This is a genomic window from Mesorhizobium sp. B2-4-7, from assembly GCF_006442685.1.
Classification (GTDB): domain Bacteria; phylum Pseudomonadota; class Alphaproteobacteria; order Rhizobiales; family Rhizobiaceae; genus Mesorhizobium.
Map to the genome: position 1 here is coordinate 138,942 of NZ_VFVH01000009.1, position 24,971 is coordinate 163,912.

General features: G+C 62.8%; 25 protein-coding genes and 1 pseudogene. 18 read left to right on the forward strand and 8 right to left on the reverse strand.

Annotation, left to right across the window (positions count from 1 at the left end; genetic code table 11):
• Window positions 1-22: 22 nt before the first annotated feature.
• Window positions 23-403: pseudogene (locus FJ946_RS22480) on the reverse strand (hypothetical protein); the annotation flags it as partial.
• A gap of 18 nt (window positions 404-421) precedes the next feature.
• Here FJ946_RS22480 and FJ946_RS22485 point away from each other — a divergent pair.
• Entirely contained in the window at window positions 422-1,063 is a 642-nt protein-coding gene (locus FJ946_RS22485; RefSeq protein WP_140564518.1) for a chloramphenicol phosphotransferase, read from the forward strand.
• 187 nt (window positions 1,064-1,250) lie between these two features.
• Here the strand turns inward: FJ946_RS22485 and FJ946_RS22495 are convergent, their stop codons facing one another.
• The 4 genes from FJ946_RS22495 to FJ946_RS22510 all read right to left on the reverse strand — a co-directional run bounded on the left by FJ946_RS22495 (window position 1,251) and on the right by FJ946_RS22510 (window position 4,318).
• The gene (locus tag FJ946_RS22495) at window positions 1,251-1,685 is read right to left on the reverse strand and encodes an HIT family protein (RefSeq protein ID WP_140564520.1); all 435 of its coding nucleotides are present in this window, start codon (window positions 1,683-1,685) and stop codon (window positions 1,251-1,253) included.
• Window positions 1,686-1,843: 158 nt separating this feature from the next.
• Window positions 1,844-3,058 (reverse strand): GNAT family N-acetyltransferase, encoded by a 1,215-nt coding sequence (locus FJ946_RS22500; protein WP_140564521.1) that lies wholly within the window; start codon window positions 3,056-3,058, stop codon window positions 1,844-1,846.
• Window positions 3,059-3,113: 55 nt separating this feature from the next.
• Window positions 3,114-3,842 (reverse strand): glycerophosphodiester phosphodiesterase, encoded by a 729-nt coding sequence (locus FJ946_RS22505; protein WP_140515351.1) that lies wholly within the window; start codon window positions 3,840-3,842, stop codon window positions 3,114-3,116.
• Between the two features lie 11 nt (window positions 3,843-3,853).
• Complete coding sequence (locus tag FJ946_RS22510) at window positions 3,854-4,318, reverse strand: RidA family protein (RefSeq protein WP_140564522.1); 465 nt, start codon at window positions 4,316-4,318, stop codon at window positions 3,854-3,856.
• Between the two features lie 138 nt (window positions 4,319-4,456).
• Here FJ946_RS22510 and FJ946_RS22515 point away from each other — a divergent pair, with 138 nt between their 5' ends.
• From FJ946_RS22515 to tsf, 4 genes are all read left to right on the forward strand, one after another.
• The gene (locus FJ946_RS22515; RefSeq protein ID WP_140525242.1) at window positions 4,457-5,284 is read left to right on the forward strand and encodes a cell envelope integrity EipB family protein; all 828 of its coding nucleotides are present in this window, start codon (window positions 4,457-4,459) and stop codon (window positions 5,282-5,284) included.
• A 166-nt stretch (window positions 5,285-5,450) separates the two neighbouring features.
• Entirely contained in the window at window positions 5,451-5,729 is a 279-nt protein-coding gene (locus tag FJ946_RS22520; RefSeq protein ID WP_140525241.1) for a DUF4031 domain-containing protein, read from the forward strand.
• A 202-nt stretch (window positions 5,730-5,931) separates the two neighbouring features.
• Entirely contained in the window at window positions 5,932-6,714 is a 783-nt protein-coding gene (gene rpsB / locus FJ946_RS22525; RefSeq protein ID WP_140498708.1) for a 30S ribosomal protein S2, read from the forward strand.
• 107 nt (window positions 6,715-6,821) lie between these two features.
• Window positions 6,822-7,742: a translation elongation factor Ts gene (gene tsf / locus FJ946_RS22530; RefSeq protein WP_140498706.1), complete on the forward strand. Its 921-nt coding sequence runs from the start codon at window positions 6,822-6,824 to the stop codon at window positions 7,740-7,742.
• Between the two features lie 27 nt (window positions 7,743-7,769).
• On the opposite strand, the gene FJ946_RS22535 is transcribed toward tsf, so the two are convergent.
• Window positions 7,770-8,696 (reverse strand): LysR family transcriptional regulator, encoded by a 927-nt coding sequence (locus tag FJ946_RS22535; protein ID WP_140564523.1) that lies wholly within the window; start codon window positions 8,694-8,696, stop codon window positions 7,770-7,772.
• A gap of 114 nt (window positions 8,697-8,810) precedes the next feature.
• Here FJ946_RS22535 and FJ946_RS22540 point away from each other — a divergent pair, with 114 nt between their 5' ends.
• The 13 genes from FJ946_RS22540 to lpxB all read left to right on the forward strand — a co-directional run bounded on the left by FJ946_RS22540 (window position 8,811) and on the right by lpxB (window position 21,921).
• Entirely contained in the window at window positions 8,811-9,338 is a 528-nt protein-coding gene (locus FJ946_RS22540; protein ID WP_140515354.1) for a nuclear transport factor 2 family protein, read from the forward strand.
• Between the two features lie 29 nt (window positions 9,339-9,367).
• On the forward strand, window positions 9,368-10,477 hold the full coding sequence (locus FJ946_RS22545; protein ID WP_140498700.1) for an aldo/keto reductase: 1,110 nt from the start codon (window positions 9,368-9,370) through the stop codon (window positions 10,475-10,477).
• Between the two features lie 147 nt (window positions 10,478-10,624).
• Entirely contained in the window at window positions 10,625-11,347 is a 723-nt protein-coding gene (gene pyrH / locus FJ946_RS22550) for a UMP kinase (RefSeq protein ID WP_140560967.1), read from the forward strand.
• 110 nt (window positions 11,348-11,457) lie between these two features.
• Window positions 11,458-12,012, forward strand: coding sequence for a ribosome recycling factor (frr, locus tag FJ946_RS22555; protein ID WP_140498698.1), 555 nt, complete (start codon window positions 11,458-11,460; stop codon window positions 12,010-12,012).
• A 33-nt stretch (window positions 12,013-12,045) separates the two neighbouring features.
• Entirely contained in the window at window positions 12,046-12,780 is a 735-nt protein-coding gene (locus FJ946_RS22560) for an isoprenyl transferase (protein ID WP_140498696.1), read from the forward strand.
• A complete protein-coding gene (locus FJ946_RS22565) occupies window positions 12,777-13,592 on the forward strand; it encodes a phosphatidate cytidylyltransferase (protein ID WP_140498694.1) in 816 nt (271 codons plus the stop codon). The genes FJ946_RS22560 and FJ946_RS22565 overlap by 4 nt, the downstream gene beginning before the upstream one ends.
• A 100-nt stretch (window positions 13,593-13,692) precedes the next feature.
• Window positions 13,693-14,835 (forward strand): RIP metalloprotease RseP, encoded by a 1,143-nt coding sequence (gene rseP, locus FJ946_RS22570; RefSeq protein WP_140564524.1) that lies wholly within the window; start codon window positions 13,693-13,695, stop codon window positions 14,833-14,835.
• A 217-nt stretch (window positions 14,836-15,052) separates the two neighbouring features.
• The gene (gene bamA / locus FJ946_RS22575; protein WP_140560947.1) at window positions 15,053-17,425 is read left to right on the forward strand and encodes an outer membrane protein assembly factor BamA; all 2,373 of its coding nucleotides are present in this window, start codon (window positions 15,053-15,055) and stop codon (window positions 17,423-17,425) included.
• A gap of 76 nt (window positions 17,426-17,501) precedes the next feature.
• On the forward strand, window positions 17,502-18,560 hold the full coding sequence (gene lpxD / locus FJ946_RS22580) for a UDP-3-O-(3-hydroxymyristoyl)glucosamine N-acyltransferase (protein WP_140498688.1): 1,059 nt from the start codon (window positions 17,502-17,504) through the stop codon (window positions 18,558-18,560).
• Window positions 18,553-19,017, forward strand: a complete 465-nt coding sequence (fabZ, locus tag FJ946_RS22585) for a 3-hydroxyacyl-ACP dehydratase FabZ (protein WP_140498686.1) — start codon at window positions 18,553-18,555, stop codon at window positions 19,015-19,017. Before lpxD ends, fabZ begins: the two co-directional genes overlap by 8 nt.
• Before the next feature lie 13 nt (window positions 19,018-19,030).
• Complete coding sequence (lpxA, locus tag FJ946_RS22590; RefSeq protein WP_140498684.1) at window positions 19,031-19,864, forward strand: acyl-ACP--UDP-N-acetylglucosamine O-acyltransferase; 834 nt, start codon at window positions 19,031-19,033, stop codon at window positions 19,862-19,864.
• Window positions 19,836-20,750, forward strand: coding sequence for an LpxI family protein (locus tag FJ946_RS22595; protein ID WP_140564525.1), 915 nt, complete (start codon window positions 19,836-19,838; stop codon window positions 20,748-20,750). The genes lpxA and FJ946_RS22595 overlap by 29 nt, the downstream gene beginning before the upstream one ends.
• A complete protein-coding gene (lpxB, locus tag FJ946_RS22600; protein WP_140564526.1) occupies window positions 20,743-21,921 on the forward strand; it encodes a lipid-A-disaccharide synthase in 1,179 nt (392 codons plus the stop codon). Before FJ946_RS22595 ends, lpxB begins: the two co-directional genes overlap by 8 nt.
• Before the next feature lie 70 nt (window positions 21,922-21,991).
• Here lpxB and gltA read toward each other — a convergent pair whose 3' ends face one another.
• Entirely contained in the window at window positions 21,992-23,320 is a 1,329-nt protein-coding gene (gltA, locus tag FJ946_RS22605) for a citrate synthase (RefSeq protein WP_140498678.1), read from the reverse strand.
• Between the two features lie 181 nt (window positions 23,321-23,501).
• On the reverse strand, window positions 23,502-24,926 hold the full coding sequence (gene gltX / locus FJ946_RS22610; RefSeq protein WP_140515358.1) for a glutamate--tRNA ligase: 1,425 nt from the start codon (window positions 24,924-24,926) through the stop codon (window positions 23,502-23,504).
• Between the last annotated feature and the right edge of the window lie 45 nt (window positions 24,927-24,971).

Sequence of the window (24,971 nt, forward strand, 5' to 3'; positions counted from 1 at the left end):
TTTTGTTGGCACAAAGGGACGATCACTGAAGCGTAGCCGGCGGCCCCTGGACAGCAAGCGGCGTCGGGCGGATTTTGGCTGATTTGTCCGTCCAGGACGGCGGTGCTCCCACCTTGGCGCCGACCATGCCGGACAGGCCGGGTGCCCGGCCGAAGGCCTCGCAGGCCGCGTATTTCGGCTTACCGCCGAGGAACGATTTTATATGTTGGCCCAACGGTATCGAGATATGCAATCCCGACGGCGCCTTGCCGGTAACGAGCATGCGCGAAAAGTCGTTTCCGAAAGTAGCGCCCAGACTGTACGCGCCGCCGATCTCGGAGACCATGGCCTCGTTGGTGAAGGAGTTCGCTCCGCGGGACCAGACCATGGCGGCGCGTTGGATGCCGTTCCGGTCAAGTGCCTCCATGAGATGGGGAATTTTATGTCTGAACCAGGCCAGATCATCATCCTCAACGGCGCACCGCGATCGGGGAAATCGAGCATCGTCCAGGCAGTTCAGGAGAGCTTCGAGGGCCCATGGATGAACCTGGGGGTCGACACCTATGAGCAGGTCACGCCGCTGCGCTGTCGCCCGGGGATAGGTTTGCGGCCCGGCGGCGAGCGCCCGGATATCGAGGGTCTCGTGCCGAGGTTCTACGCCGCGCTCTACGAATCGATCGCCGCCCACAGCCGAGTGGGGTTGAATGTCGTGGCCGATCTCGGTCATCACGACAGCTATTCGCGACCCCTTGATTGCCTTGTCGATTGCGCCCAGCGCCTCGCAGGCCTGCCGGTTCTGTTTGTCGGTGTCCGCTGCCCGATCGAAATCATCATGCAGAGGCGCGCCGACAGTCCGGCGGGGAGGGGATATGTGACGGGATCGCCTGACGACCCTGTACCGTTGGCGGTGCGTCTGTGGCAGGAGGAGGTACACCGGCCTGGCGTGTATGATCTGGAAGTGGACACATCGCTTCTGACGCCGGCACAATGTGCGGATGCGATCCGCGGGCGGCTCAGGCAAAATGTAGAGCCTCCGACGGCGTTTGAGAGGCTTTTGGCGTTCTCCGCAAACAAGCTGTCCTGATCGCGCGCTCAGCGGCGATGAGAATGAATCTCAGCCGCGCGGCCCGCTCCTCATCTACGGCGGGCATAATCTGATTGATGTGCTCGGCGGAATGGCGATCACGCTGATATGCTGGCGGCTCGGGTTCATCGTTTTCGATGCGCAACTTCCCCAGACGGCCGCAATGGGGGCAGCTGAAAGCCAGGCGTCAGGATAGCGGCATGGCCGCCTTTATCCGGCCGGCATTCTCGGCCAGCACCTCGGGTTTCTCCATCTGGCCCGTATGCGGCTTCAGCGCGATGCCTTCGAAGCGCGGAATGACGTGGACGTGAAGGTGATAGACGGTCTGCCCGGAAGCCGGCTCGTTGAACTGCATCACGGTGACGCCATCGGCCTTGAATGCCTCGCGGACGGCGAGCGCCACCTTCTGCACGACTGTGAAAAGCGGGCCGAACGTTGCCGGATCGGCGTCGAGCAGATTGCGCGAAGGCGTCTTCGGCACCACCAGCGTATGACCCAGCCCCTGCGGCATCACATCCATGAAGGCAACGACTGCTTTGTCCTCGTAGACGCGGTGCGAGGGAATTTCACCGCGCAGGATCTTGGCAAAGATGTTGTCGGTGTCATAGGCGGTTTCGGCCATGGCGAACGCTCCGGATTGTGCCTCGGAAATTGGTGTAGCGAAGCCTCTCGTGAGCGGCAAGACGATCGGGCGAGATCGATGAAGCCGATCTCGACAGGCGTGCACTGCCAACCCAAGGGATGCCGAACCTGACATATGCTCCTGCCTCGTGGGATGGCCTACTCCTCGAGATCCTTGCGGAACGGTGTGTGCTCTTCCAGGTATTCGCCCATGCGTTCAACCTCGCGCCGTTCGCGCCTGAGATAGTCGGCGACGGCGTTGCGCAGGCCGGGATGGGCGATGTAATGCGCGGAATGCATGATCACCGGCCGGTAGCCTCGCGCCAGCTTATGTTCGCCCTGTGCGCCCGCCTCGACCACCTTCAGCTTGCGTTCGATGGCGAAGTCGATGGCCTGGTGATAGCAGACCTCGAAATGCAGGAACGGATGATCCTCGATGCAGCCCCAGTTGCGGCCGTAGAGCGCATCAGAGCCGATGAAGTTGATAGCGCCGGCAATGTAGCGGCCGTTGCGCCTGGCCATCACCAGCAGGATGTCATCGGGCATCCGCTCGCCGATCAGCGAGAAGAATTCGCGGTTCAGATAGGGCCGGCCCCATTTGCGGCTGCCGGTGTCCATGTAGAAGGCGAAGAAGTCGTCCCAGGCGCGTTCGGTAAGGTCCTTGCCGGTAAGCCAGTCGATGGAGATGCCGTCGGCAAGCGCCTCGCGGCGCTCCTTCTTCATCGCTTTGCGCTTGCGCGAGGCGAGCGTGGCGAGGAAATCGTCATAGGTCGAGAAGCCCTCGTTGACGAAGTGGAACTGCTGGTCGGTGCGATGCAGGAAGCCCGCCGCCTCCAGCACGTCCACGTCGCTCTCCTGCGCGAAGGTAACATGGGCGGAAGAGACGCCGAGCCTTTCCGTCACCGCCTTCAATCCCGCGGCGAGCCCGGCCTTGACGGTGCCGGAATGCTGGCCCCTGCTCACCAGTAGGCGAGGGCCGGTGACCGGCGTGAACGGTACCGAGCATTGCAGCTTGGGATAGTAACGGCCGCCGGCGCGCTCGAAGGCATCCGACCAGCCGTGATCGAACACATATTCGCCCTGGCTGTGTGATTTGAGATAGCAAGGGACCGCGCCGAGCAGCGTGCCTTGACCATTCTCCAGCCTGAGATGATGACCTTGCCAGCCAGTGCGCCGCACGGCGCAGCCGGAATCCTCGAGTGCGCTCAGGAAAGCATATGAAACGAGGGGGTTATAACCGTTTTCGGCATCACTGCGCGTGGTCCCGGCGAAACCGTCCCACTCTTCGCAGGTGAAGGCGCCGATGCCCGCCGCAATGCGGATCGCATACTCCGCATCAACCGTTTGCCCGTCGCCGTCGTCGCCCTGATCCATGAGGCTTATTTAAGCTCCATCCGGACCGCTACAAGTCACGTTCTAGGCACCCATATCAAGCGACCTTGACCAGATCGGGCTCGAACCCTTCGAACGTCATCTGGTCCGCATATTTGAATGTAAGATCGACCGCCGGCTGGTCATGCACCGTCCAGGTGATGACCGGCATTTTGAGCCGTTCACGGACAAAGCTGACGAATGGATTCGGCAGGTCGCCCGCTGCGTAGGAGGTGAAGGCGATCTGATGCGCCAGCATGGCGAAATGCGCTTCGATCAGCCTGTCGTCCTTGCCATAGGCGGTCAATCCAGCCGGGATGCCCGGCGCATCCCTGGCGAAATCGCGGATCAGCCAGTGGTCGAACGACATGATCGCCACCTTGCCCTTGTAGCGCTTGAGCAGCCTACCGACGCTCGCCACAAGGCCATTGTCGTATCCAGCCACGCCTTTTAGTTCGACCACCAGCGGCACCCGCCCGTCGATCAGATCGAGCGCCTCGCGCAGCGTCGGCACATGATCAGACGTGCCGCCGACCTTGAGCGCTGCCAGTTCGGCCGCCGTGCGCTGCCAGACGAAACCGTCGTGCCCAGTCAGCCGCTGCAAGTCGCCATCATGGATAATGACGGGAACTCCGTCCGACGACAGGTGCACGTCGCATTCGATGGCATAGCCGCGTTCGGCCGCGGCGGCAAAGGCGGAGAGGGTGTTTTCCCAGCGCGTCTTGTTCATGTCGTGAAAGCCGCGATGGGCGACAGGCCGGGCAATCAGCCAGGAAAGGTCGGTCATGTCAGGCTCGCTCATTCGACTTCGAAGATCGCTTCGATTTCCACCGCGGCATTAAGCGGCAGCGAAGCCGTGCCGACAGCGGAACGGGCGTGCTTGCCGCGGTCGCCGAGCGCCGCCACCAGGAAATCGGAGGCGCCGTTGGCGACCAGATGCTGCTCGACGAAATCCGGCGCCGAGGCGACGAAGACGGTGATTTTGACGAGCCGGCGTATCTTCTCGAGCTCGCCAAGTGCCGCCTTGGCTTGCGCCAGGATGTTGATCGCGCAGTATTTTGCCGCTTCCTTGCCGGTTGCTGTGTCGACGTCGCGGCCAAGCAGTCCGCTCGCCTGCAGCTTGCCGTCCTTGAGCGGCAATTGTCCGGCGGTGAAAAGCAGGTTTCCGGTCCTGCAATGCGGCACGTAGTTGGCGGCAGGCGCCGCGGCCGCGGGAATGGTGACCCCGAGGTCGTTTAGCCGCTTTTCGATTGTTTCACTCATTGCTTTTCCCTATTGCTGGAAGGCGCCGCGTCAGCCGGGCCGAAATTGCTATTTTTGCCTCGCTTCCGCCACGACTTTTTTTAAGCTGGACCATCTTTCCCTGCGGCCTGCCATCAGCCGCGACGATCGGAGCCTCTCATGCGCGCAACGCGCCTTGCATTCCATGCCGTCCTGTTGCCGGCGGTCTTTTCGATAGGTCCCGCTTTCGCCGTGCCGGCGCTGCAGGCGCATCGCGCCGTCTACGACCTTACCCTCAAGAAGGCGGACGACCGCTCCGGGATCACCGGCATTACCGGTCGCATGGTCTACGAATTCAACGGCTCGGCCTGCGAGGGGTATACGGTGAAATTTCGCTTCGTCACCCAGATCGCCACCAGCGACAATACCAAGCTGACCGACCAGCAAACGACGACGTTCGAGGATGCCGAAGGCAAGACCTTCTCGTTCGTGACCAAATCCTTCGTCGATCAGAACCTCGACAAGGAGGTCAAGGGCGTCGCCACGAAGGAAACGAAAGGGCTGAAGGTCGATATCGACAAGCCCGAGAAGAACAGCCTGGAACTTGCCGCCACCCAGTTTCCGACCCAGCACCTGGTCGAATTGATCGACAAGGCCGAGAAGGGTGAAAACTTCTATCAAACCAATCTGTTCGACGGTTCCGAGGACGCCAACAAGGTGATGTCCACCACCGTCGTCGTCGGCAAGAGGACCGATGCCGACAAGGCCGATCCGGAAGCGCCGGCGCTGGCCAAGCTTGCCACCGACAAATACTGGCCGGTCGACATCGCCTATTTCGACGACAGTGCCAAGAACGGAGAAGAGACGCCGGAATACCGGATCAGCTTCAAGCTGCACGAGAACGGCATCACCCGCGATCTAACCATGGACTATGGCGATTTCTCCATGACCGGCAAGCTGGTCAATCTGTCGCTTTTCGACCAGACGAAGGCCTGCCCGACGAAATAAACTTCGATTTGCCTCGACGCAGCGCCGTCGCGGTCCACGGCTTGAAAGCGTCGCGGCGGCTTCTCATCTTCTCGAGGCCGCCGGCCGCTTCATCTTCTGTGCGAATCCCTTCTATCATCGCTCGTCGCCGGTACCGGTCGGCGGAAGAAGGAATGCGGCGAGCCTCATGGCGGTCTATGTCGACGCGGCGATCTGGAAATGGGTTGGCCATCGCTGGTGCCATCTGATGGCCGACGACACCGATGAACTGCATCGTTTCGCCGCGCAACTCGGCATCAAGCGCTCATCCTACCAGGGGCCGCCGAAGACATCGGCGCCGCATTATGACATAACCGGTTTCGAGCGCGACCGCGCGGTGCGGCTCGGTGCCATCGAGTGCAATCGTGAAGAGATCGTCGCGATCTTCCGGCGGGTGAGGGTGCCAAAGGGTAAGATAAAGTGTTGAGGGCACGCGCGGATCGCCGCAGGCGCGCCGCAATGCGTCGTTGCGCTTGCGTTTGGAGCACTTCCCCTCTATATGCGCGCTCATTCCACACACGGACTTTGGTGTCTGCCCGGGAGAAATCCGGCTGAAACCTCCGGTGGCATCGAGGACTTCGTCCGAAAATGCCTGTGTCCGTGGAGGCTAACCGGAAAGGAAAATGAGAATGGCTCTGCCTGATTTCAGCATGCGCCAGCTTTTGGAAGCTGGCATTCACTTCGGCCACCAGACCCACCGCTGGAACCCGAAGATGGCGCCCTATATCTACGGCGCCCGCAACAACATCCACATCATCGACCTCAGCCAAACGGTGCCGTTGCTGCACCAGGCGCTGAAGCAGGTTTCCGACACCGTCGCCAAGGGCGGCCGCGTGCTGTTCGTCGGCACCAAGCGCCAGGCGTCCGACATCGTCGCCGATGCCGCGCAGCGTTCGGCCCAGTACTATGTCAACTCGCGTTGGCTGGGCGGCATGCTGACCAACTGGAAGACGATCTCGAACTCGATCCAGCGCCTGCGCAAGCTCGACGAGATGCTGGCCGGCGAGGCGCAAGGGTTGACCAAGAAGGAGCGTCTCAATCTCGACCGCGAGCGCGAGAAGCTCGACAAGGCTCTCGGCGGCATCAAGGACATGGGCTCGACGCCCGACCTGATGTTCGTGATCGACACCAACAAGGAAGCGATCGCCATCCTCGAGGCCAAGCGCCTTGGCATTCCGGTCGTCGCCATCATCGACTCGAACTGCGATCCGGACAAGATCGACTTCCCGATCCCCGGCAATGACGACGCCGCGCGCGCCATCCAGCTCTATTGCGACCTCATCGCGAAGGCTGCCATCGACGGCATCGCCCGCCAGCAGGGCGCGCTGGGTGTCGACATCGGCGCTTCGGTGGAAGCTCCGGTCGAGCCGGTGCTCGGCGAAACTCCGGCGGCGGAAACTCCGGAAGCGTGATAGCGAGGGCCGGTCACGGCCTTCATCTTTCTAATATTTTGACGCGTTAAACGGACGCACCGTCGAGATTCGATGGTGCGTCGGCGCATTTGAACAAAGAGGCGACAATGAGCATTTCGGCTGCACAGGTCAAAGAACTCCGCGACTTGACCGGCGCGGGCATGATGGACTGCAAGGCGGCGTTGAACGAGACCAACGGCAACATGGAAGAAGCCGTCGACTGGCTGCGCAAGAAGGGTATCTCCAAGGCCGACAAGAAGGCAGGCCGCACCGCGGCCGAGGGCCTGATCGGCGTCGATTCCGGCGTGCGCGAGGCCGCGGTCGTCGAGGTCAATTCCGAGACCGACTTCGTCGCCCGCAACGCCGCCTTCCAGGAGATCGTCGCCAACGTCGCCAAGGTGGCACTGGCCTATGGCACGAGCGAGGCCGTGGCTGCCGCGAAGTACCCGGGTTCGGACAAGTCGGTCACCGACACCATCAAGGACGCCGTCGGTACCATCGGCGAGAACATGGGCTTCCGCCGTTCGGCCAAGCTCACCGTTCCGCACGGCGCCGTCGCGACCTATGTTCACAACGCGGTTGCCGACGGCCTTGGCAAGCTGGGCGTCCTGGTCGCTATCGAGACCACGGGCAACGAGCACGCGGCCAATGCATTCGCCCGCCAGGTCGCCATGCATGTCGCCGCCACCAACCCGATGGCACTGACCACCGAGGAACTCGATCCCGCGGCAGTCGAGCGCGAGAAGGCGATCTTCGCCGACCAGGCACGCCAGTCCGGCAAGCCGGAGGCGATCATCGAGAAGATGGTCGAGGGCCGCCTGCGCAAGTTCTACGAGGAAGTCGTGCTTCTGAAGCAGGCCTTCGTGCTCAATCCCGACATCACCGTCGAGAAGGCGCTGAAGGATGCCGAGAAGGAGATCGGCGCTCCGGCCAAGATCTCGGCCTATCTGCGTTTCGCGCTCGGCGAAGGCATCGAGAAGGAAGCGACCGATTTCGCGGCGGAAGTCGCGGCGGCGGTCAAGAAATAGCCCGAAGAACAAGTAAGGCTAAACGGCTCAGGCAACTCGGCCGGGTGTCCGCATGGATGCCCGGCCGATTTCTTGTGCGGTGTCGATGAAGGCCCTCAGCTTCGGCGCCATCGACGCCCGGCGCGGAAAGTAAAGGAAAAGGCCGGGTTCCTCGATTGCCGTCTTTGGCAGGATCTGGACGAGGCGTCCTGCGGCAAGATCGACGCGCACCAGCGGCTCGAACACATAGGCGAGCCCGACCCCTGCAAGCGCAAGATCGATCGCCGCCAGCGAATCGGTCACGACGGCCGTGCCACGCGTCTCGACCACGACCTCCTTGCCGTTGTCGTTCAAATCCCAACGATAGAGCGCGCCGGAGCGGACAAGCCTGTAGCCTATGCAATTATGGTTCGCGAGGTCGGCCACGTCGCGTGGACGGCCGCGCTTTCCGATATAGTCCGGCGAGGCGACCAGCACGGCCTTGAAAGGCTGCGTCAGCCGTATGGCGGTCATGTCCTGCGCGATCATCTCGCCCAGCCTGATGCCGGCGTCAAAACCTTCCCCGACGATATCGACCAGGGCTTGATCGGCGAAAACCTCGACCGTCACATCCGGATAGCGATCGGCCATGGCTGCGATCACAGGCGTCACCGCCAAAGGGATCGCGATGTTGGAGGCATTGATCCTGAGCAGACCGGAAGGCCGTCCCTTGACGCCGCGGATGCGGTCCATCCGCTCCGCGATGTCCTGAAGGGCAGGGCCCGCTGTCTCCACCAATGCCTTGCCGGCTTCTGTCAGCGAGACGCTACGTGTCGTGCGCGCAAACAGCGGCTGGCCGATGCGTTCTTCCACCAGCCGCACCGCATGGCTGACCGCCGACGGGCTCATGCCGAGCTCGGCCGCGGCAAGCGCGAAGCCGCCCCGTCGCGCCACGGCAACGATGACGGGCAGGTGGGTAAGCAGGTCCCGGTCCATTCATGAATGATATCGCATAGTCTTTGCGAACAATGCAATCTTATCGATGGCGGCGCGTTGATCCACATTGTCCTCGATACATCGTCGGCGGGCTGATTTTCCAGGAGACGAGACATGAATGCTTTGAAACATGTGACCTTCGCTGCGGGACTGGCGCTGGCGCCGATCGATGCCGGGGGAGCCGAACCGGCGGAGTGGCAGGCGCTTGCCGACGAGCGCGCGGTCATCCGCATCGCCGATGCCATCGACCGCGCCGTCGACGCGCAGGACTGGAAGCTTGTCCGCAGCTATTTCGCGGATCGGGTTACCGCTGATTTCAGCAGCCTGTCCGGACAGCCGGCGGCCAATATTGCCTCCGACGACCTGATCGGCGCCTGGGCCGGCAACCTCAAGGGCGGCAAGACCAGCCTGCATCTGCGCACCAATCACCAGGTCGTTCTCGAAGCGGACACGGCGACCGTCCTGTCGAACGGCTATGCCTGGAACCGGATGGAAGGCAATGGCGAGCCGCTTTGGGAAGTCTGGGGCACATATGAGCACCACCTGACCCGCTCCGGCGCGGGTTGGAAGGTCGACGGCTTCACCTTCCGCGTGACCCATGAGCGCGGCAATCCCTGGGTCAAGACGACACCCGGCCAATAACCCAACATCAAACTCGATCGGAGAATATCATGACCATGAACTACTACACGCTTGGCAACAGCGGCTTGCGCGTCAGCCGGTTGGCGCTGGGCACCATGACCTTCGGCACCGAATTAGGCTGGGGCACTGATAGGGATACAGCCCGCGCAATCTTCGACGAATATGTCGAGGCGGGCGGCAATTTCTTCGACACGGCCGATCTCTATACCGGCGGCACCGCCGAGACCTGGCTCGGCGAATTCGTCGCCGAGCGCGGATTGCGCGACAAGGCGGTGATCGCCACTAAATTCACCTTCAATTCAGAACCGGGCAATCCGAACGCCGGCGGCAATGGCCGCAAGAACATAATGCGCGCCGTGGACGCCTCTCTGAAGCGGCTCGGAACCGACTATATCGACCTCTATCTCATGCATGTGTGGGACAGGCTGACGCCGGCCGAGGAGGTGCTGCGCACGCTGGACGACCTGGTGCGCGCGGGCAAGGTGCGCCACGTCGGCCTTTCCGATGTGCCGGCCTGGTATGCGGGGCGGGCGCAGGCGATCGCAGAATTGCGCTGCTATGAGCCGATCTCGGCCCTGCAGCTCGAATATTCGCTGGCCGAACGCTCGATCGAGCATGAGTTCGTGCCTTTCGCCACGCATCATGGCGCCGGCGTCATGGTTTGGAGCCCGCTGGCCAGCGGCTTGCTCAGCGGCAAATATCGCCCGACGCAAGCCGGCAATGCCGGCCGGCTCGACGGTTTCCGCAACACCACGCATCCGAGCTTCCGGAAATTCAGCGACCGCAATTGGGCGATCGTGGCCGAGCTCGAAAAGGTGGCCGCCGAACTCGGCCGCAGCATGGCCCAGGTGGCACTCAACTGGGTGGCGACGCAGCCCGGCGTCGCAACCGTCATCCTGGGCGCGACCAAGCTCGCGCAACTGCAGGACAACCTCGCGGCGCTGGATTTTTCGATTGCCCCCGAACTCCGCAAGCGGCTGGATTCGGTGAGCAGCATGCCGGCGCCGTTCCCGCATTCCTATTTCGGGCCCGAGATCCAGGTCAGGGTGGCCGGCGGTGTCGTGACCGGCGACAAGCCCTCCGGCTATTCGCCGCAGGTTCTGGTGGAAGGCGAGGCGGTCAGCATCAGCAGCAACTGATCGAAAAAGCCTGGGATTTTGCGCAAGGGCGCGGCGTGACATCGCCGCGCCCTTCGTGTATCGGGTCGAACCATCATGCCAGCGCCGCCAGGCGAAGCGGGGCAGTTTCGCCTCCTGATTTGCCGCGCCGAGATTTTCGAGGACCAGATGACGGTGAAGCCCTTCTACCGACGTGTCTTGCTGAAAGCGTCTGGTGAAGCGTTGATGGGCGAACAGCATTTCGGCATCGACGTCTCGGTCGTCGACCGCATCGCCGGCGACATCGCCGAAGCCCGCGCGCTCGGCATCGAGGTTGGCGTCGTCATCGGCGGCGGCAATATCTTTCGCGGTGTGGCGGTTGCCTCCAAGGGTGGCGACCGCGTCACCGGCGACCATATGGGTATGCTCGCCACCGTCATCAATTCGCTGGCGCTGCGCACCTCGCTGAACAAGATCGGCGTCGATGCGGTGGTTCTTTCCGCGATCGCCATGCCTGAGCTTTGCGAGAGCTTTTCGCAGCGCCAGGCAACCGCCTACATGAACCAGGGCAAGGTGGTGATCTTTGCCGGCGGCACCGGCAATCCGTTCTTCACCACTGATTCGGCCGCAGCACTTCGCGCCGCTGAAATCGGCGCCGACGCGCTGTTCAAGGGCACACAGGTCGACGGCGTCTATTCTGCCGACCCGAAGAAGGACCCGAACGCGACGCGTTTCGAGCGCATCAGCCATGCCGAAGTGATAAATCGCGGCCTTTCCATCATGGATACGGCAGCGATTGCACTTGCGCGCGAAAACAACATTCCGATAATCGTCTATTCGATCCACGAAAAAGGTGGTTTCGGCGATATTCTAAGGGGCGGCGGCCGCTGCACGGTCGTCGCGGACGATTGATCCGGGGCCTGATCGCGGAAAAGGCGAAAACCGGTTTCGAAATCAGGCTCGAACACGGGGCCTTGCCCCGAAAGCAGTGAACCCGCGTCAGACGGGTCGAGGAGACTAAGATGAGTGGTGAGTACGACGATCTCAAGCGGCGCATGGATGGGGCAATCGCCGCGTTCAAGCATGACCTGGCTTCGCTGCGGACCGGTCGCGCTTCCAGCAACCTGCTCGACGCTATCCAGGTGCAGGCCTATGGCACCAGCATGCCGATCAACCAGGTGGCCAATGTCACGGTGCCTGAGCCGCGCATGATTTCGGTGTCGGTCTGGGACAAGTCGATGGTGGGCGCGGTCGATCGCGCCATCCGCGAATCCAATCTGGGCTTCAACCCTATCGTGGACGGCACCAATCTCAGGATTCCGCTTCCGGAACTCAACGAGCAGCGCCGTAAGGAACTCGTCAAGATCTCGCATGGCTACGCCGAGAACGCCCGTGTCGCAGCGCGCCATGTGCGCCGCGACGGCATGGACTTCCTGAAGAAGGCGGAGAAGGACGGCGTCATCAGCGAGGACGATCAGCGCAAGCGCTCCGACCAGGTCCAGAAGCTTACCGACGAAACGATCAGCACCATCGACCACCTGCTTTCCGACAAGGAAGCTGAAATCATGCAGGTTTAGGGTCTGGCCGGCGGCTGGCCCGAAAGCGAGATCATGGCAACGCCCGCGCATGTCGCGATCATCATGGATGGAAACGGACGCTGGGCCAAGGCGCGCGGCATGCCGCGGCTCGCCGGCCATCGCGCGGGCGTAGAAGCACTGCGCAAGACGGTGCGCGCCGCGCCCGATCTCGGCATTTCCTACCTGACTGTCTATGCCTTCTCTTCGGAAAACTGGTCGCGGCCGAAATCCGAAGTCAGCGACCTGATGGGCCTGTTGAAGCTGTTCATTCGCCGCGATCTCGCCGAACTGCACCGCAGCGGCGTGCGCGTCAGGATCATCGGCGACAGGGCAGGGCTGCAGCCCGATATCAGGCTCCTGCTCGAAGAAGCCGAAGCGCTGACGTCGGCCAACGAGGCGCTGACGCTGATCATCGCCTTCAACTACGGCGGACGCGACGAGATCGTGCGCACGGCGCGCAAGCTTGCCTCGGCCGTCGCGCGCGGCGAGCTCGACAGCGAGGCGATCACCGCCGAATCCTTTGCCGGCTGCCTCGACACGCAAGGCGTTCCCGATCCCGAACTGGTCATACGCACCAGCGGTGAGCTTCGCCTTTCCAATTTTCTTCTGTGGCAGGCTGCCTATAGCGAGCTTGTGTTCCTGCCCTGCTATTGGCCCGATTTCAGCCGAGAGCATCTAGCCGAGGCCTTGCGCGAGTTCGCCGGGCGCGAACGCCGTTTTGGCGGGCTGGATCCGCAAGATGTCGCTTCGCGGCCGGCCGCGGGATGAGCAATCTCCAGCTTCGCGTTCTTTCGGCGGTCGTGCTTGCCATCGCGACGCTTGGCCTGACCTGGTTCGGCGGCCTGCCGTTCCGGCTGCTTTCAGCCGCGATTTCGGCGGTGATCTTCTACGAATGGACGCGCATGTCTCGCCCTTCCGGGACGACCGGGCTCGGTTTTTTGCCGGAAGCGCTGCTGCTGGTGTTTCTCGGCGCCCTGATCACCGGCCTGCCTGCCTTGTGGCTGCTGCTTCTAGTGGCTGCACTGGTCGCCGTCACGGCCATCGCCGCCCAACTGCGCGGGGCCGGGCAGTGGGATGCCTCCGGCCTTGCCTATGCAGCCGTCTCGGGTCTTTCCCTTGCGCTTCTGCGTGACGGCGACCATTCCGGCCTCGTCGCCATCCTGTTCCTGTTCGCGGTGGTCTGGGCGACCGACATCTTTGCCTATTTCGTCGGCCGGGCCGTCGGTGGCCCGAGGCTGGCGCCGTCCATCTCTCCCGGCAAGACGCGAAGTGGCGCGCTCGGCGGCGCCGTGGGCGGGGTCGTTGCGGGGCTCATCCTGGCCGTCGCCGCCGGTGCGGGCAACCTGCCAATGCTCGGTCTCGTCGCGCTCGCGCTTTCAATCGTCTCCCAGGCTGGCGACCTCCTGGAATCCTGGGTCAAGCGCCGCCACGGCCGCAAGGATTCGGGCGCGCTCATTCCGGGCCATGGCGGCGTCATGGACCGTGTCGACGGGCTTGTCGCGGCGGCTTTCGCCCTATACGTCATCGGCTGGATTTCGGCGGGCGCCGATCAGCCGGCACAGGGGCTGTTTCCCATTTGAACGGCATCGTTCCACGATCGATGCGGGCGCGCCTTGGATTCGCCTGGATTGATGTCACAGTCGCGGCGCAACGGTGTCGCGGAAGAACTGAGGATTTGAGTTGAACGAGATTCTTCACGCGATCTTCGGCATGGAAGGCTTCCTTCTCGGCACGCTCGTGCCCTTCCTGTTCGTGCTGACCGTGGTCGTGTTCGTCCACGAGATGGGCCACTATCTCGTTGGCCGCTGGTGCGGCATCGGCGTCAGGGCCTTTTCGATCGGTTTCGGCCCGGAACTCTTCGGCTTCAACGACAGGCACGGCACGCGCTGGAAGCTCTGCGCCATACCGCTTGGCGGCTATGTCAAATTCGTCGGCGACATGAACGCCACCTCCAGCCAGCCGTCGATGGAAGAGATCGAAACGCTGACCGACGAGGAACGCAAGGTCGCCTTTCACACCCAGCCGATCTGGAAGCGGGCGGCGACGGTGGTGGCCGGGCCGCTGTTCAATTTCCTGCTGACGATCGTCGTCTTTTCGGTGCTGTTTTCAGCCTATGGCCGCTATGTCGCGGAACCCATGGTGGCCGAGGTGACCGCCGGCAGCCCGGCGGCGAAAGCCGGCATCCTGCCCGGCGACCGATTCGTCAGCGTCGACGGCAGCAAGATCGAAACCTTCGGTGACGTCCAACGCCTGGTTTCGGGCCGGGCCGGCGACAGCATCACCTTCGTCATGCTGCGCGACGGCAAGGAAGTGACCGTGACCGCCACGCCGCAGCTGATGGAGCAGCAGGACGCGCTCGGCAACAAGGTCAAGGTGGCCGTGATCGGCGTCGTCAACAACCAGGAACTCGGCCAGCCCAGGCTGATCACCTACAGCCCCGCCGGCGCGTTGGCCGCGGCGGTGGAGGAAACCGGGCACGTCATCCAGCGCACCGGCCAGTTCCTGCAGCGTTTCGTCGTCGGGCGCGAGGACAAGTGCCAGCTCGGCGGCCCGGTGAAGATCGCGGACATGGCCGGCAAGGCGGCGAAGCTCGGCTTCGAATGGCTCGTGCAGCTCGTTGCGCTGCTGTCCGTGGGCATCGGCATCCTCAATCTTTTGCCGATTCCCCCCCTCGACGGCGGCCATCTCCTGTTCTACGGCGTGGAGGCCGTCATCCGCCGGCCGGTGTCGGAACGGATGATGGAAATGGCCTATCGGGCCGGTCTGCTTCTGGTTTTGGGCTTCATGGGTTTCGTATTCTGGAACGATCTGTTTGGATGCTGAAATCATGAAGAAATTTGGCTTCGGGATGGTCGATGTTGAGACGCCGTTTACCATGCACGGGGATATGAGTGACGCGAAAGCCACGCACCAGGGTTAAGTAAATACAAATTAACCAGAAGCCTTGCGTGTAGGGAAAATCCGGTTAATACGGTACGAGAAATTACCGCACGTCCGGTTTTCTCGCCGTGGGGACTACGAGAAAAGGTTATTAAGCCCGATGAAGGCAGCATCCAAGTTTTTGAGCGCCGCTTCCGCGGCAGCCCTGTCCGCGGCTTTGGTCGTGCCAGGTGCGCTCGCAGTGCAGTTCGTTGCCACATCGGCGGCCGAAGCCGCTGTCGTCAGCAGGGTGGAGGTGAGCGGCAACCAACGTGTCGACGCCGATACCATCCGCAATTACATCACCATCAAGCCGGGCAAATCCTTCTCCAGCTCCGACATCGACAGCGCGGTCAAGGCGCTCTTCGGAACCGGGTTGTTCTCGGATGTGCAGATCAATCAGGTCGGTTCGACGTTGGTGGTCAAGGTTTCCGAGTACCAGGTCGTCAACCAGGTGCTGTTCCAGGGCAACAAGAAGCTCAAGGACAACGCGCTTGCGGCTGCCGTGCAGTTGAAGCCGCGCGGCACGTTCTCGCAGGCGGCGCTCGACGCCGATGTAGAGTCGGTCAAGGCCGCCTACAGGCGTATCGGCCGTGACGATGCCGCCGTGACCACCGAGGTCATGCAGCTCGGCGACAACCGCGTGAACGTGGTCTTCCATGTCAATGAAGGTGATCGCACGCAGATCGCGGCGATCAATTTCGTCGGCAACAGCGCTTATTCGAGCCGCCGCCTGTCAGATGTGATCACGACCAAGCGCTCGTCCTGGGTTTCGTTCATCCTGCGCGACGACGTGTATGACGACGACAAGCTGCGCGCCGACCAGGAGCTGCTGCGGCGCTTCTACTACAATCACGGCTATGCCGACTTCCAGGTCGTGTCCGCTGTCGGCGAACTCGACAACGCGACCAACAAGTACACGGTCACCATAACCGTCCAGGAAGGCGAGCGTTATACGTTCGGCGACATCAGCGTCGAAAGCACGATTCCGGAAGTCGACTCGAAGGCGCTGGAATCGGTGGTCGAGACCCACAAGGGCGACGTCTACAACGCCAAGAACGTCGAGGACACCATCATTGCCCTGACTGAGAAGGTGGCCGGCTCCGGCTACGCCTTCGCGCAGGTCACGCCGCGTGGCGACCGCAATTTCGAGAATCATACGATTTCGGTGGTCTACACCATCGACCAGGGCACCAAGGCCTATGTCGAGCGCATCGAGATCCGCGGCAATGACCGCACGCGCGACTATGTCATCCGCCGCGAGTTCGACGTCAGCGAAGGCGATGCGTTCAACCAAGTGCTGATCCAGCGCGCGAAGAAGCGGCTGGAAGATCTCAATTACTTTGACAAAGTCGAGGTTTCGACGGTGCCCGGTTCGGCGCCGGACCAGGTCGTGCTGGTGGTCGACGTGGTCGAAAAGTCGACCGGTGAATTCTCTGTCGGCGCCGGCTATTCGACCGGTGGCGACACCGCCGGTCCGTCCGTCGAAGGATCGATCACAGAGCGCAACTTCCTCGGCCGCGGCCAGTTCATCAAGGTGTCGGCGGGTGGCGGCAAGAACTCGCGCGATTACAGCCTTTCGTTCACCGAGCCCTATTTCCTCGGGCGCCGTATCGCCGCCGGCTTCGACATCTACAAGCGGACCAGGGAATACGACGACTACGACAGCGATACTGTGGGCGCGACGGTGCGCTTCGGCCTGCCGATCACAGACAGCATCTCGACCCAGCTGGCCTACAATATCTCCCGGGAGAAGTATGAGGTAGACGACGGTTGCGATGCCACCGATGTAGATCCCAGCGGCACCTGCGACATTTCCAGAGCCGTGTTGGATGGCATCGAGCAAAGCCCTTGGATCAAGTCGTCGGTCAGTCTGGGACTGGTTTATAACACCATCGACGACATGAAGAACCCGCATGAGGGTATCTATGCCACCTCCACGGTTGAAGTGGCCGGCCTCGGTGGCGACGCCAAGTTCGTGAAGGTCACCGGACGCGGCAGCGTCTATCAGACGCTGTCCGAGCAGTTCGATCTTGTCGGCCTCATTTCGGGCGGCGCCGGCCATGTCGAAGGCTACGGCGGCGACGGCGATCTGCGCATCTTCGATCACTTCCAGAGCACCGATCGCATGATCCGCGGTTTCGCTTATGGCGGCATCGGCCCAGTCGACAGCGACGGTGCGGGTGACCACCTTGGCGGCACCACTTATTTCAACGCGTCGGCAGAGGCTCAATTCCCGCTGCCGGTCGTTCCAGAAAGCTTCGGTCTGCGCGGCGCGGTCTTTGCAGACGCGGCAACACTCTATGGCAGCAAGGTTGCCAATGATTTGGTTGACCAATCATCCGTGGGCATGAAATGGCGCGCCTCGGTCGGTGTCGGCCTGATGTGGGCTTCGCCGTTCGGTCCGATCCGTATCGACTATGCGATCCCGGTCAAGAAGGAAGCGAGGGACGACGTGCAGGAATTCAACTTCGGCATATCGACCCGCTTCTGACCGGCGGATGACGATGCTCCCGGGTCGTTGAGATCCGGGAGAAAATGTTCCGATCTAGCTGGATATAGCTTCTGGAATGACCGATCCGGTGTTCTTCGCGCCATCACGCCGGTATACGGCGGGCGAAGTCGCGAATCTGACCGGCTCGGTGCTTGTCGATTCCGGCCAGTCCGGCGTTTTCATCGACGCGCTGGCGCCTGCCAACGAAGGCGGCGAGAATGCGCTCGTTTTCGTCGATGGCAAACGCAATTCCGTGCTGATGCCGTCGCTGCGGGCTGCCGCTGTGCTGTGCCCGGCGGAGTTCGCCGGCAAGGCGCCTGCCGCCATCGCCGTCCTTGTACATCCCCGTCCGCAACAGGCATTCGCGCTGGTCGGACGACTGCTGTTTCCGACGGCGGCGACCCCGGGGCCAATGACCGGTGAAACCGGTATCTCGCCGCATGCCCATATCGATCCGAGCGCACATGTCGAGGAAGGTGCCGTCGTCGAAGCCGGCGCGGTGATCGGTCCTGCGGTGTCCATAGGCGCCGGCACCGTCATCGCGCCTCACGCCGTCGTCGGCCGTTCCTGCCAGATCGGGCGTGACGGCTATATCGGCCCGGGCGCCAGCGTCCAATATGCCTTGATCGGCAACCGCGTCATCATTCATGGCGGCGCCCGGATCGGCCAGGACGGCTTTGGCTTCGTTGCCGGCGCCAAGGGGCCGGAACGTGTTCCGCAGATCGGCCGCGTCATCATCCAGGACGACGTCGAGATCGGTTCCAATTCCACGGTCGACCGCGGCGCCATGTCCGATACGATCATCGGCCAGGGCACCAAGATCGACAATCTCGTGCAGATCGCGCATAACGTCCGCATCGGCCGCAACTGCATCGTGGCCGGACTTTCGGGTATCTCCGGTTCCGTCGTCGTGGGCGACAATGTCACCATGGGCGGCGGCGTCGGGCTTGCGGATCACCTGACCATAGGGTCGGGCGCGAAGCTTGCCGCGAGAAGCGGATTCATGAGCAATGTGCCCGCGGGCGAGATCTGGGGCGGCTATCCGGCACAGCCGATGGCGGAAGCCATGCGCGAGATAGCCATGCTGCGCAAGCTCGCCAGGACCCGCAAACAGGGCGAGGGGAGCAATGGCTGACATCACCGGGACGACGCTGGAAGCAGTCGACATATTGGGGCTGATGAAGCTCCTGCCGCATCGCTATCCGTTCCTGATGATCGACCGCATCGTCGACATTGATGGCGACGAATCCGCCACCGGCATCAAGAACGTGACCATAAACGAGCCGCATTTTCAGGGTCACTTCCCCGAGCAGCCGGTCATGCCGGGCGTGCTCATCGTCGAGGCGATGGCACAGACTGCCGGGGCCATCTGCATCCGCAGTCTTCGCACTGAAAAGCCGTCGCTGGTCTATTTCCTGACCATCGACAACGCCAAGTTCCGCAAACCGGTCGTTCCCGGCGATCAGTTGAAGATCCATGTCAAGAAAATCAAGAAACGCGGCAACCTGCTCAAATTCGCCTGTGAAGCCCTGGTCGACGGCAACAAGGCCGCCGAGGCTGAGATCTCAGCCATGATGGTCACCGGCGACTGACAATCGAATGCTTATGAAAATCAAGACATCCATCCATCCTTCCTCCGTCGTGGAGGAAGGCGCTCAAATCGGCCAAGGCGTCCGCATAGGACCGCTCTGTTATGTCGGCGCAGATGCCGTGATTGGCGACGGCGTTGAACTGGTCAGCCATGTCTCGGTGATAGGCGCGACGACGATCGGCGCGTCGACCAAGGTCTATCCCATGGCGATACTGGGCGGGCCGCCGCAGAACACCAAGCACAAGGGCGGCCGCACCACGCTCGTCATCGGCGAGAACTGCACGATCCGCGAAGGCGTCACCATGCATGTCGGCACCGATACCAGCCGCGGCGAAACGACGGTCGGCGACAATGGCAATTTTCTCGCCTACGCCCACATCGCCCATGACTGCGTCGTCGGCAAGAACGCCACCTTCGCCAACGGCGCGACGCTGGGCGGACACTGCGAAATCGGCGACAACGTCTATATCGGCGGTCTCAGCGCCGTTCATCAATTCGTGCGGGTAGGCGACAACGCTTTTCTTGGCGGGTGCTCGGCTTTTGTGGGTGATGTCATTCCCTATGCCATGGCGGCGGGAAATCGGGCCAGCCTGCGCGGCCTCAACATCATCGGGCTCAAGCGCTCCGGTCTGCCAAGATCCGAGATCTATCTGCTGCGCAGGGTCTATAAGACAATATTCGACCGCTCGCGCACCGTTGGCGAGAACATCGAATTCGCCAAGGCGGAATTCGCCACGTCACCGACCGCCATGAAGATCATCGATTTCATCTCCAGTCGCGGCAAGCGGCACTATGCTGTGCCATCGCTCAAGGGGAGCGATGGCGATGACGGCGATGACGAAGACTGAGGCGGCGGCAGCGGATTTCGTTCTCTCGCCGGGGGCCAAGGTCGGCATCGTCGCCGGCGGCGGCAGCCTGCCGGTGGAAGTCGCGCAAGGCCTGGCCGCGCATGGCTACCCGCCCTTCATCCTCTTGATGGAAGGTGAGGCCGACCGCCAGCAGGAGTTGCTCCGATACGAACACGACAGCCTCGCCCTCGAGCAGATCGGTTCACTGGTGGCGACGCTGAAGCGCCACGGCATCACTCATGTGGTCCTTGCCGGCGAAATCAGACGCCGGCCCCGGCTGACCGACATCCGTCCGAGCCTTGGCTTGCTGGCGATCGTACCATCGGTGATCATGGCGCTGGCGCGCGGCGATGACGGACTTTTGAAGGTGGTGACACGCGGCCTGGAGAAGCGGGGCATCAAAGTGGTCGGCGCGCATGAGGTCGTTCCCGAACTGGCCGCCGGCGAAGGCACGCTGACCACGGCGAAACCAAAGCAATCGGACTGGCGCGACATCGAGGCGGCCAGGCTGGCCGCCAAGGCCATCGGCGCGCTTGATATCGGGCAGGCGGCGGTTGCGATCGGAGGCCGGGCCATCGCGCTGGAAGGCATCGAAGGCACGAGCGGCCTGCTCGAAAGAGCGCGCGCGCTGCGCGGCCATGGCAGGCTTGCCGGAAAGACCCGCGGAGTGCTGGTCAAATGCGCCAAACCCGGCCAGGAGCTGCGGGCCGACCTGCCGTCGATAGGGCCGCAGACGGTGGAAGCATCCCATGCGGCGGGGCTTGCCGGAATTGCCGTCGAGGCGGGGCGCTCTCTCATCCTGGAGGGGCCGGCGACGCTGTCGCGGGCGAATGCGCTCGGCCTGTTCATCGTCGGCCTGCCAGCAGGGGAGCCGGCGCATGGCTGACAAGGCGCTGAAGATCGCAATCGTGGCCGGCGAGGAATCCGGCGACCTGCTTGGCGCCGACATCGTGCGCTCGATCAAGCAGTCGACGGGGCGCGAGGTGCAGCTCGTCGGTCTCGGCGGCCGCCATCTGCAGGCGCTCGGGCTGGTCTCGCCGTTCGACGCCGGCGAGATCGCCCTCATGGGCTTCAGCGCCATCCTGAGTGACCTGCCGCGGCTGATGCGGCGGATCAGTCAGCTGGCCAGGACGGTCGCGGATGCGAAGCCCGACTGCCTCATAACCATCGACAGCCCCGATTTTTCCCTGCGCGTGGCCAGGAAAGTGCGCGCGGCCAACCCCACCATCCCGATCATCCACTATGTCTGCCCCAGCGTCTGGGCATGGCGGCCGGGCAGGGCGGTGGCGATGAAGCCCTATGTCGACCACATCCTCTGCATCCTGCCGTTCGAGGTGAAGGAGCTAGGCAGGCTCGGCGGACCGCCTGGCACCTATGTCGGACATCGCCTCACCCATGACGCGGGCGTGCTCTCTGCGGCGAGGGCGCAGGCGCAGCCGCGGGATCTTTCGCCGGATCGCGTGAAGACGCTGCTTGTGCTGCCCGGCTCGCGGCGCAGCGAAGTGCGGCGGCTGCTCGAGCCGTTTGGGGAGACCGTATCGATGCTGCGGGCCCGCCGGCATCGCTTGCGGCTGATGTTGCCGACGGTGCCGCATGTCGCCGATGTCGTGCGCTCCGCGGTCGCTCGCTGGGACGAGAAGCCCGAGATCATCCTCGACGCTGAGCGAAAGTGGCAGGCTTTCGGCAAGGCCGACGCGGCGCTGATCGCGTCCGGCACGGTTTCGCTTGAACTGGCGCTGTCTGACGTGCCGATGATCTCCTGCTACAGGCTGGACCCGGTTGCGCGCATCGTGGCGCCATATCTCGTTTCGGTCTGGTCGGCGCTGCTACCCAATCTGATATCGGATCGGGCGCTGATCCCGGAATTCTACAACGAGTATGTCAAGCCGAACAATCTGGCCCGCCAACTCGAAGCGCTGTTCGCCGACACAGGCATGCGCAGATGGCAGAAGGACGGGTTCGCCGAGATCGCGCGGCGCATGACAACCGCCAAGCCGTCAGGCGACATCGCCGCGCAGGTGGTGATGGGGTATATCAAGAGAGTGAGTAGTGAGTAGTGAGTAGTGAGTAGGATTACCGCTCTTTCCCTACTGACTACTGACTACTCACTTATTCACTTCTTCCTTTTTACCGCTTCGCGATCGGCACGTAGTCTCGCTCCGGCGCGCCGGTGTAGAGCTGGCGGGGGCGGCCGATCTTCTGGCGCGGATCCTCGATCATCTCCTTCCACTGCGCGATCCAGCCGACGGTGCGGGCGACGGCGAACAGCACGGTGAACATGGTGGTGGGGAAGCCCAGCGCCTTCAGCGTGATGCCGGAATAGAAGTCGACATTGGGGTAGAGCTTCTTCTCGATGAAATAGGGATCGGTAAGCGCGATCTTTTCCAGTTCCATGGCGATGTCGAGCAGCGGATCGTCCTTGATGCCGAGTTCGCCCAGCACCTCATGCGCGGTCTTTTGCATGATCTTGGCGCGCGGATCGTAGTTCTTGTAGACGCGGTGGCCAAAGCCCATCAGCCGAAACGGATCGTCCTTGTCCTTGGCGCGGGCGATGAATTCCGGAATGTGATCGACATGGCCGATCTCGCCGAGCATGTTCAGCGCCGCTTCGTTGGCGCCGCCATGCGCCGGGCCCCACAGGCAGGCGATGCCGGCGGCGATGCAGGCGAACGGATTGGCGCCAGACGAGCCGGCGAGCCGCACGGTAGAGGTCGAGGCGTTCTGCTCATGATCGGCGTGCAGGATGAAGATGCGCTCCATGGCGCGCGCCAGGACCGGGTTGATCTTGTATTCCTCGCATGGCACGGCAAAGCACATGTGCAGGAAGTTGGCGGCGAAATTCAGTTCGTTCTTCGGGTAAATGAAGGGCTGGCCGATATGGTATTTGTAGGCCATGGCCGCGATCGTCGGCATCTTGGCGATCAACCGCATCGACGCCACCATGCGCTGGTAAGGATCCGAGATGTCGGTGGAGTCGTGATAGAAGGCCGACAGCGCGCCGACCACGCCGCACATCACCGCCATCGGATGCGCGTCGCGGCGGAAGCCGGTGAAGAAGCGCGACATCTGCTCATGCACCATGGTGTGGCGCGTCACGCGGTAATCGAAATCGTCCTTCTGCGCCTTGGTCGGCAGTTCGCCGTAGAGCAGGAGATAGCAGACTTCCAGGAAGTCGCCATGTTCGGCCAACTGGTCGATCGGATAGCCGCGATGCAGGAGAATGCCGGCGTCGCCATCGATGAACGTGATCTCGGACTCGCAGCTTGCCGTCGAGGTGAAGCCGGGATCGTAGGTGAAGGCGCCGGTGGTGCTGTACAGCGTGGCGATGTCGATGACGTCAGGCCCGACTGAACCACTTCGCACCTTGAATTCGTGCGTCTTGCCGGCGAATTCCAGCTTTGCCGTGGCTTCCTGGGTCTTGCCGCCCAGTTCCCGTCTTGTCGCAGCTTCGGTCATTGCAAACTCCTTCTTGTTCCTCATGCCGGCAAAGGCAAATTCTGCAAAGCGACACGTCGAAGTCACCGAATGCGCGTATTCGCGACCGCATTTTAGGAAGTGCGTGCCAGATTGGGCCAAGGCTCAATGTTGCACTGCGAAACGCGCCTTTCAATGCCAATCTTCTTGGGCCAGATTGCTCCTAATCGATTTGATCGGCGATGCGCGCCAGGCTCTCCTCGCGACCAAGCACGGCGAGAACGTCGAACACGCCGGGCGAGGTGCTCTTGCCGGTCAAGGCGGCGCGCAAGGGCTGGGCGACGGCGCCGAGCTTGTGGCCGCCGGCCGTCGCATAGTCCCGGATCGCGGCTTCAGTCGAGGCCGCCGTCCAGTCGCCTGAAACCGCCTCGAGGGCGTCGTGAGCGCCACGCAGGACCTTGCGCGCATCGTCATTGAGCAGCAGGGCTGCCTTCTCGTCGATCGGCAGTGGCCGCGCGGCAAACAGGAAGGCGGCGCCATCGACAAGCTCGACCAGCGTCTTGGCGCGCTCCTTCAGCCCCGGCAACGCTGCCAGCAACTGTGCCCTGTTCCGGTCGTCGAGGCGTGCGGCCATTGCCGGGCCGCCCTCGAGATAGGGCAAGGTGGCGATGAAGATGTCGAACAGCTCGGCATCGCCCATGCGGCGCATGTGGACGCCGTTTAGCGCCTCCAGCTTGGCGAAATCGAAGCGGGCGGCGCCCTTGTTCACATCGCCGATATCGAACCAGGCGATCATGTCCTGGATCGACATGATCTCGTCGTCGCCGTGGCTCCAGCCGAGCCGAGCCAGGTAGTTGAGCAGCGCTTCGGGCAGGTAGCCCATGGCACGGTAGGCCTCCACGCCCAGCGCGCCGTGCCGCTTCGACAGCTTGGCGCCGTCGGCGCCGTGGATCAGCGGTATGTGCGACATTGAAGGCACATCCCAGCCCATGGCGTTGTAGATCACGGTCTGGCGGGCGGCATTGGTCAGGTGGTCGTCGCCACGGATGATGTGGGTGACGCCCATGTCGTGGTCGTCAACGACGACGGCATGCATGTAGGTCGGATTGCCGTCCGAGCGCAGGATGATGAAGTCGTCCAGATCCTTGTTGGGAAAGCGCACGTCGCCCTGGACACGGTCATGCACCACCGTCTCGCCTTTGGTCGGCGCCTTGATGCGGATCGCGCCCTTGACGCCAGGAGGCGCCTGCGAAGGGTCGCGGTCACGCCAGCTTCCGTCATAGCGCGGCGGCAGGCCCTTGGCCCGCGCCGCGTCGCGCATTGCCTCAAGCTCGGCAGGGGTCTCGTAGCTGTAGTAAGCCTTGCCCATGCGCACCAGCTCCTCGGCCACCTCGCGATGGCGCGGCGCGCGCTCGAACTGCGAGACGGCGTCGCCGTCCCAGGTGAGGCCGAGCCAAGTCAGTCCTTCGAGAATGGCTGCTGTCGCCGCATCGGTGGAGCGCTCGCGGTCGGTGTCCTCGATGCGCAGCAGCATCGTACCGCCGGTGTGCTTGGCGTAGAGCCAGTTGAAGAGCGCCGTACGCGCGCCGCCGATGTGCAGGTAGCCGGTGGGCGAGGGGGCAAAACGGGTGACAACCTTGTCGGACATACAACTCTCGGGAAACGTCTGGAGCGGGGTGCGGATCACACGCAC

Excerpts from the sequence above, each read along its gene's own strand:
- FJ946_RS22485 (WP_140564518.1), top strand. The coding sequence starts at position 422 with ATGTCTGAACCAGGCCAGATCATCATCCTCAACGGCGCACCGCGATCG.
- FJ946_RS22495 (WP_140564520.1), bottom strand. The coding sequence starts at position 1,685 with ATGGCCGAAACCGCCTATGACACCGACAACATCTTTGCCAAGATCCTG.
- FJ946_RS22500 (WP_140564521.1), bottom strand. The coding sequence starts at position 3,058 with ATGGATCAGGGCGACGACGGCGACGGGCAAACGGTTGATGCGGAGTAT.
- FJ946_RS22505 (WP_140515351.1), bottom strand. The coding sequence starts at position 3,842 with ATGACCGACCTTTCCTGGCTGATTGCCCGGCCTGTCGCCCATCGCGGC.
- FJ946_RS22510 (WP_140564522.1), bottom strand. The coding sequence starts at position 4,318 with ATGAGTGAAACAATCGAAAAGCGGCTAAACGACCTCGGGGTCACCATT.
- FJ946_RS22515 (WP_140525242.1), top strand. The coding sequence starts at position 4,457 with ATGCGCGCAACGCGCCTTGCATTCCATGCCGTCCTGTTGCCGGCGGTC.
- FJ946_RS22520 (WP_140525241.1), top strand. The coding sequence starts at position 5,451 with ATGGCGGTCTATGTCGACGCGGCGATCTGGAAATGGGTTGGCCATCGC.
- rpsB (WP_140498708.1), top strand. The coding sequence starts at position 5,932 with ATGGCTCTGCCTGATTTCAGCATGCGCCAGCTTTTGGAAGCTGGCATT.
- tsf (WP_140498706.1), top strand. The coding sequence starts at position 6,822 with ATGAGCATTTCGGCTGCACAGGTCAAAGAACTCCGCGACTTGACCGGC.
- FJ946_RS22535 (WP_140564523.1), bottom strand. The coding sequence starts at position 8,696 with ATGGACCGGGACCTGCTTACCCACCTGCCCGTCATCGTTGCCGTGGCG.
- FJ946_RS22540 (WP_140515354.1), top strand. The coding sequence starts at position 8,811 with ATGAATGCTTTGAAACATGTGACCTTCGCTGCGGGACTGGCGCTGGCG.
- FJ946_RS22545 (WP_140498700.1), top strand. The coding sequence starts at position 9,368 with ATGACCATGAACTACTACACGCTTGGCAACAGCGGCTTGCGCGTCAGC.
- pyrH (WP_140560967.1), top strand. The coding sequence starts at position 10,625 with ATGACGGTGAAGCCCTTCTACCGACGTGTCTTGCTGAAAGCGTCTGGT.
- frr (WP_140498698.1), top strand. The coding sequence starts at position 11,458 with ATGAGTGGTGAGTACGACGATCTCAAGCGGCGCATGGATGGGGCAATC.
- FJ946_RS22560 (WP_140498696.1), top strand. The coding sequence starts at position 12,046 with ATGGCAACGCCCGCGCATGTCGCGATCATCATGGATGGAAACGGACGC.
- FJ946_RS22565 (WP_140498694.1), top strand. The coding sequence starts at position 12,777 with ATGAGCAATCTCCAGCTTCGCGTTCTTTCGGCGGTCGTGCTTGCCATC.
- bamA (WP_140560947.1), top strand. The coding sequence starts at position 15,053 with ATGAAGGCAGCATCCAAGTTTTTGAGCGCCGCTTCCGCGGCAGCCCTG.
- lpxD (WP_140498688.1), top strand. The coding sequence starts at position 17,502 with ATGACCGATCCGGTGTTCTTCGCGCCATCACGCCGGTATACGGCGGGC.
- fabZ (WP_140498686.1), top strand. The coding sequence starts at position 18,553 with ATGGCTGACATCACCGGGACGACGCTGGAAGCAGTCGACATATTGGGG.
- lpxA (WP_140498684.1), top strand. The coding sequence starts at position 19,031 with ATGAAAATCAAGACATCCATCCATCCTTCCTCCGTCGTGGAGGAAGGC.
- FJ946_RS22595 (WP_140564525.1), top strand. The coding sequence starts at position 19,836 with ATGGCGATGACGGCGATGACGAAGACTGAGGCGGCGGCAGCGGATTTC.
- lpxB (WP_140564526.1), top strand. The coding sequence starts at position 20,743 with ATGGCTGACAAGGCGCTGAAGATCGCAATCGTGGCCGGCGAGGAATCC.
- gltA (WP_140498678.1), bottom strand. The coding sequence starts at position 23,320 with ATGACCGAAGCTGCGACAAGACGGGAACTGGGCGGCAAGACCCAGGAA.
- gltX (WP_140515358.1), bottom strand. The coding sequence starts at position 24,926 with ATGTCCGACAAGGTTGTCACCCGTTTTGCCCCCTCGCCCACCGGCTAC.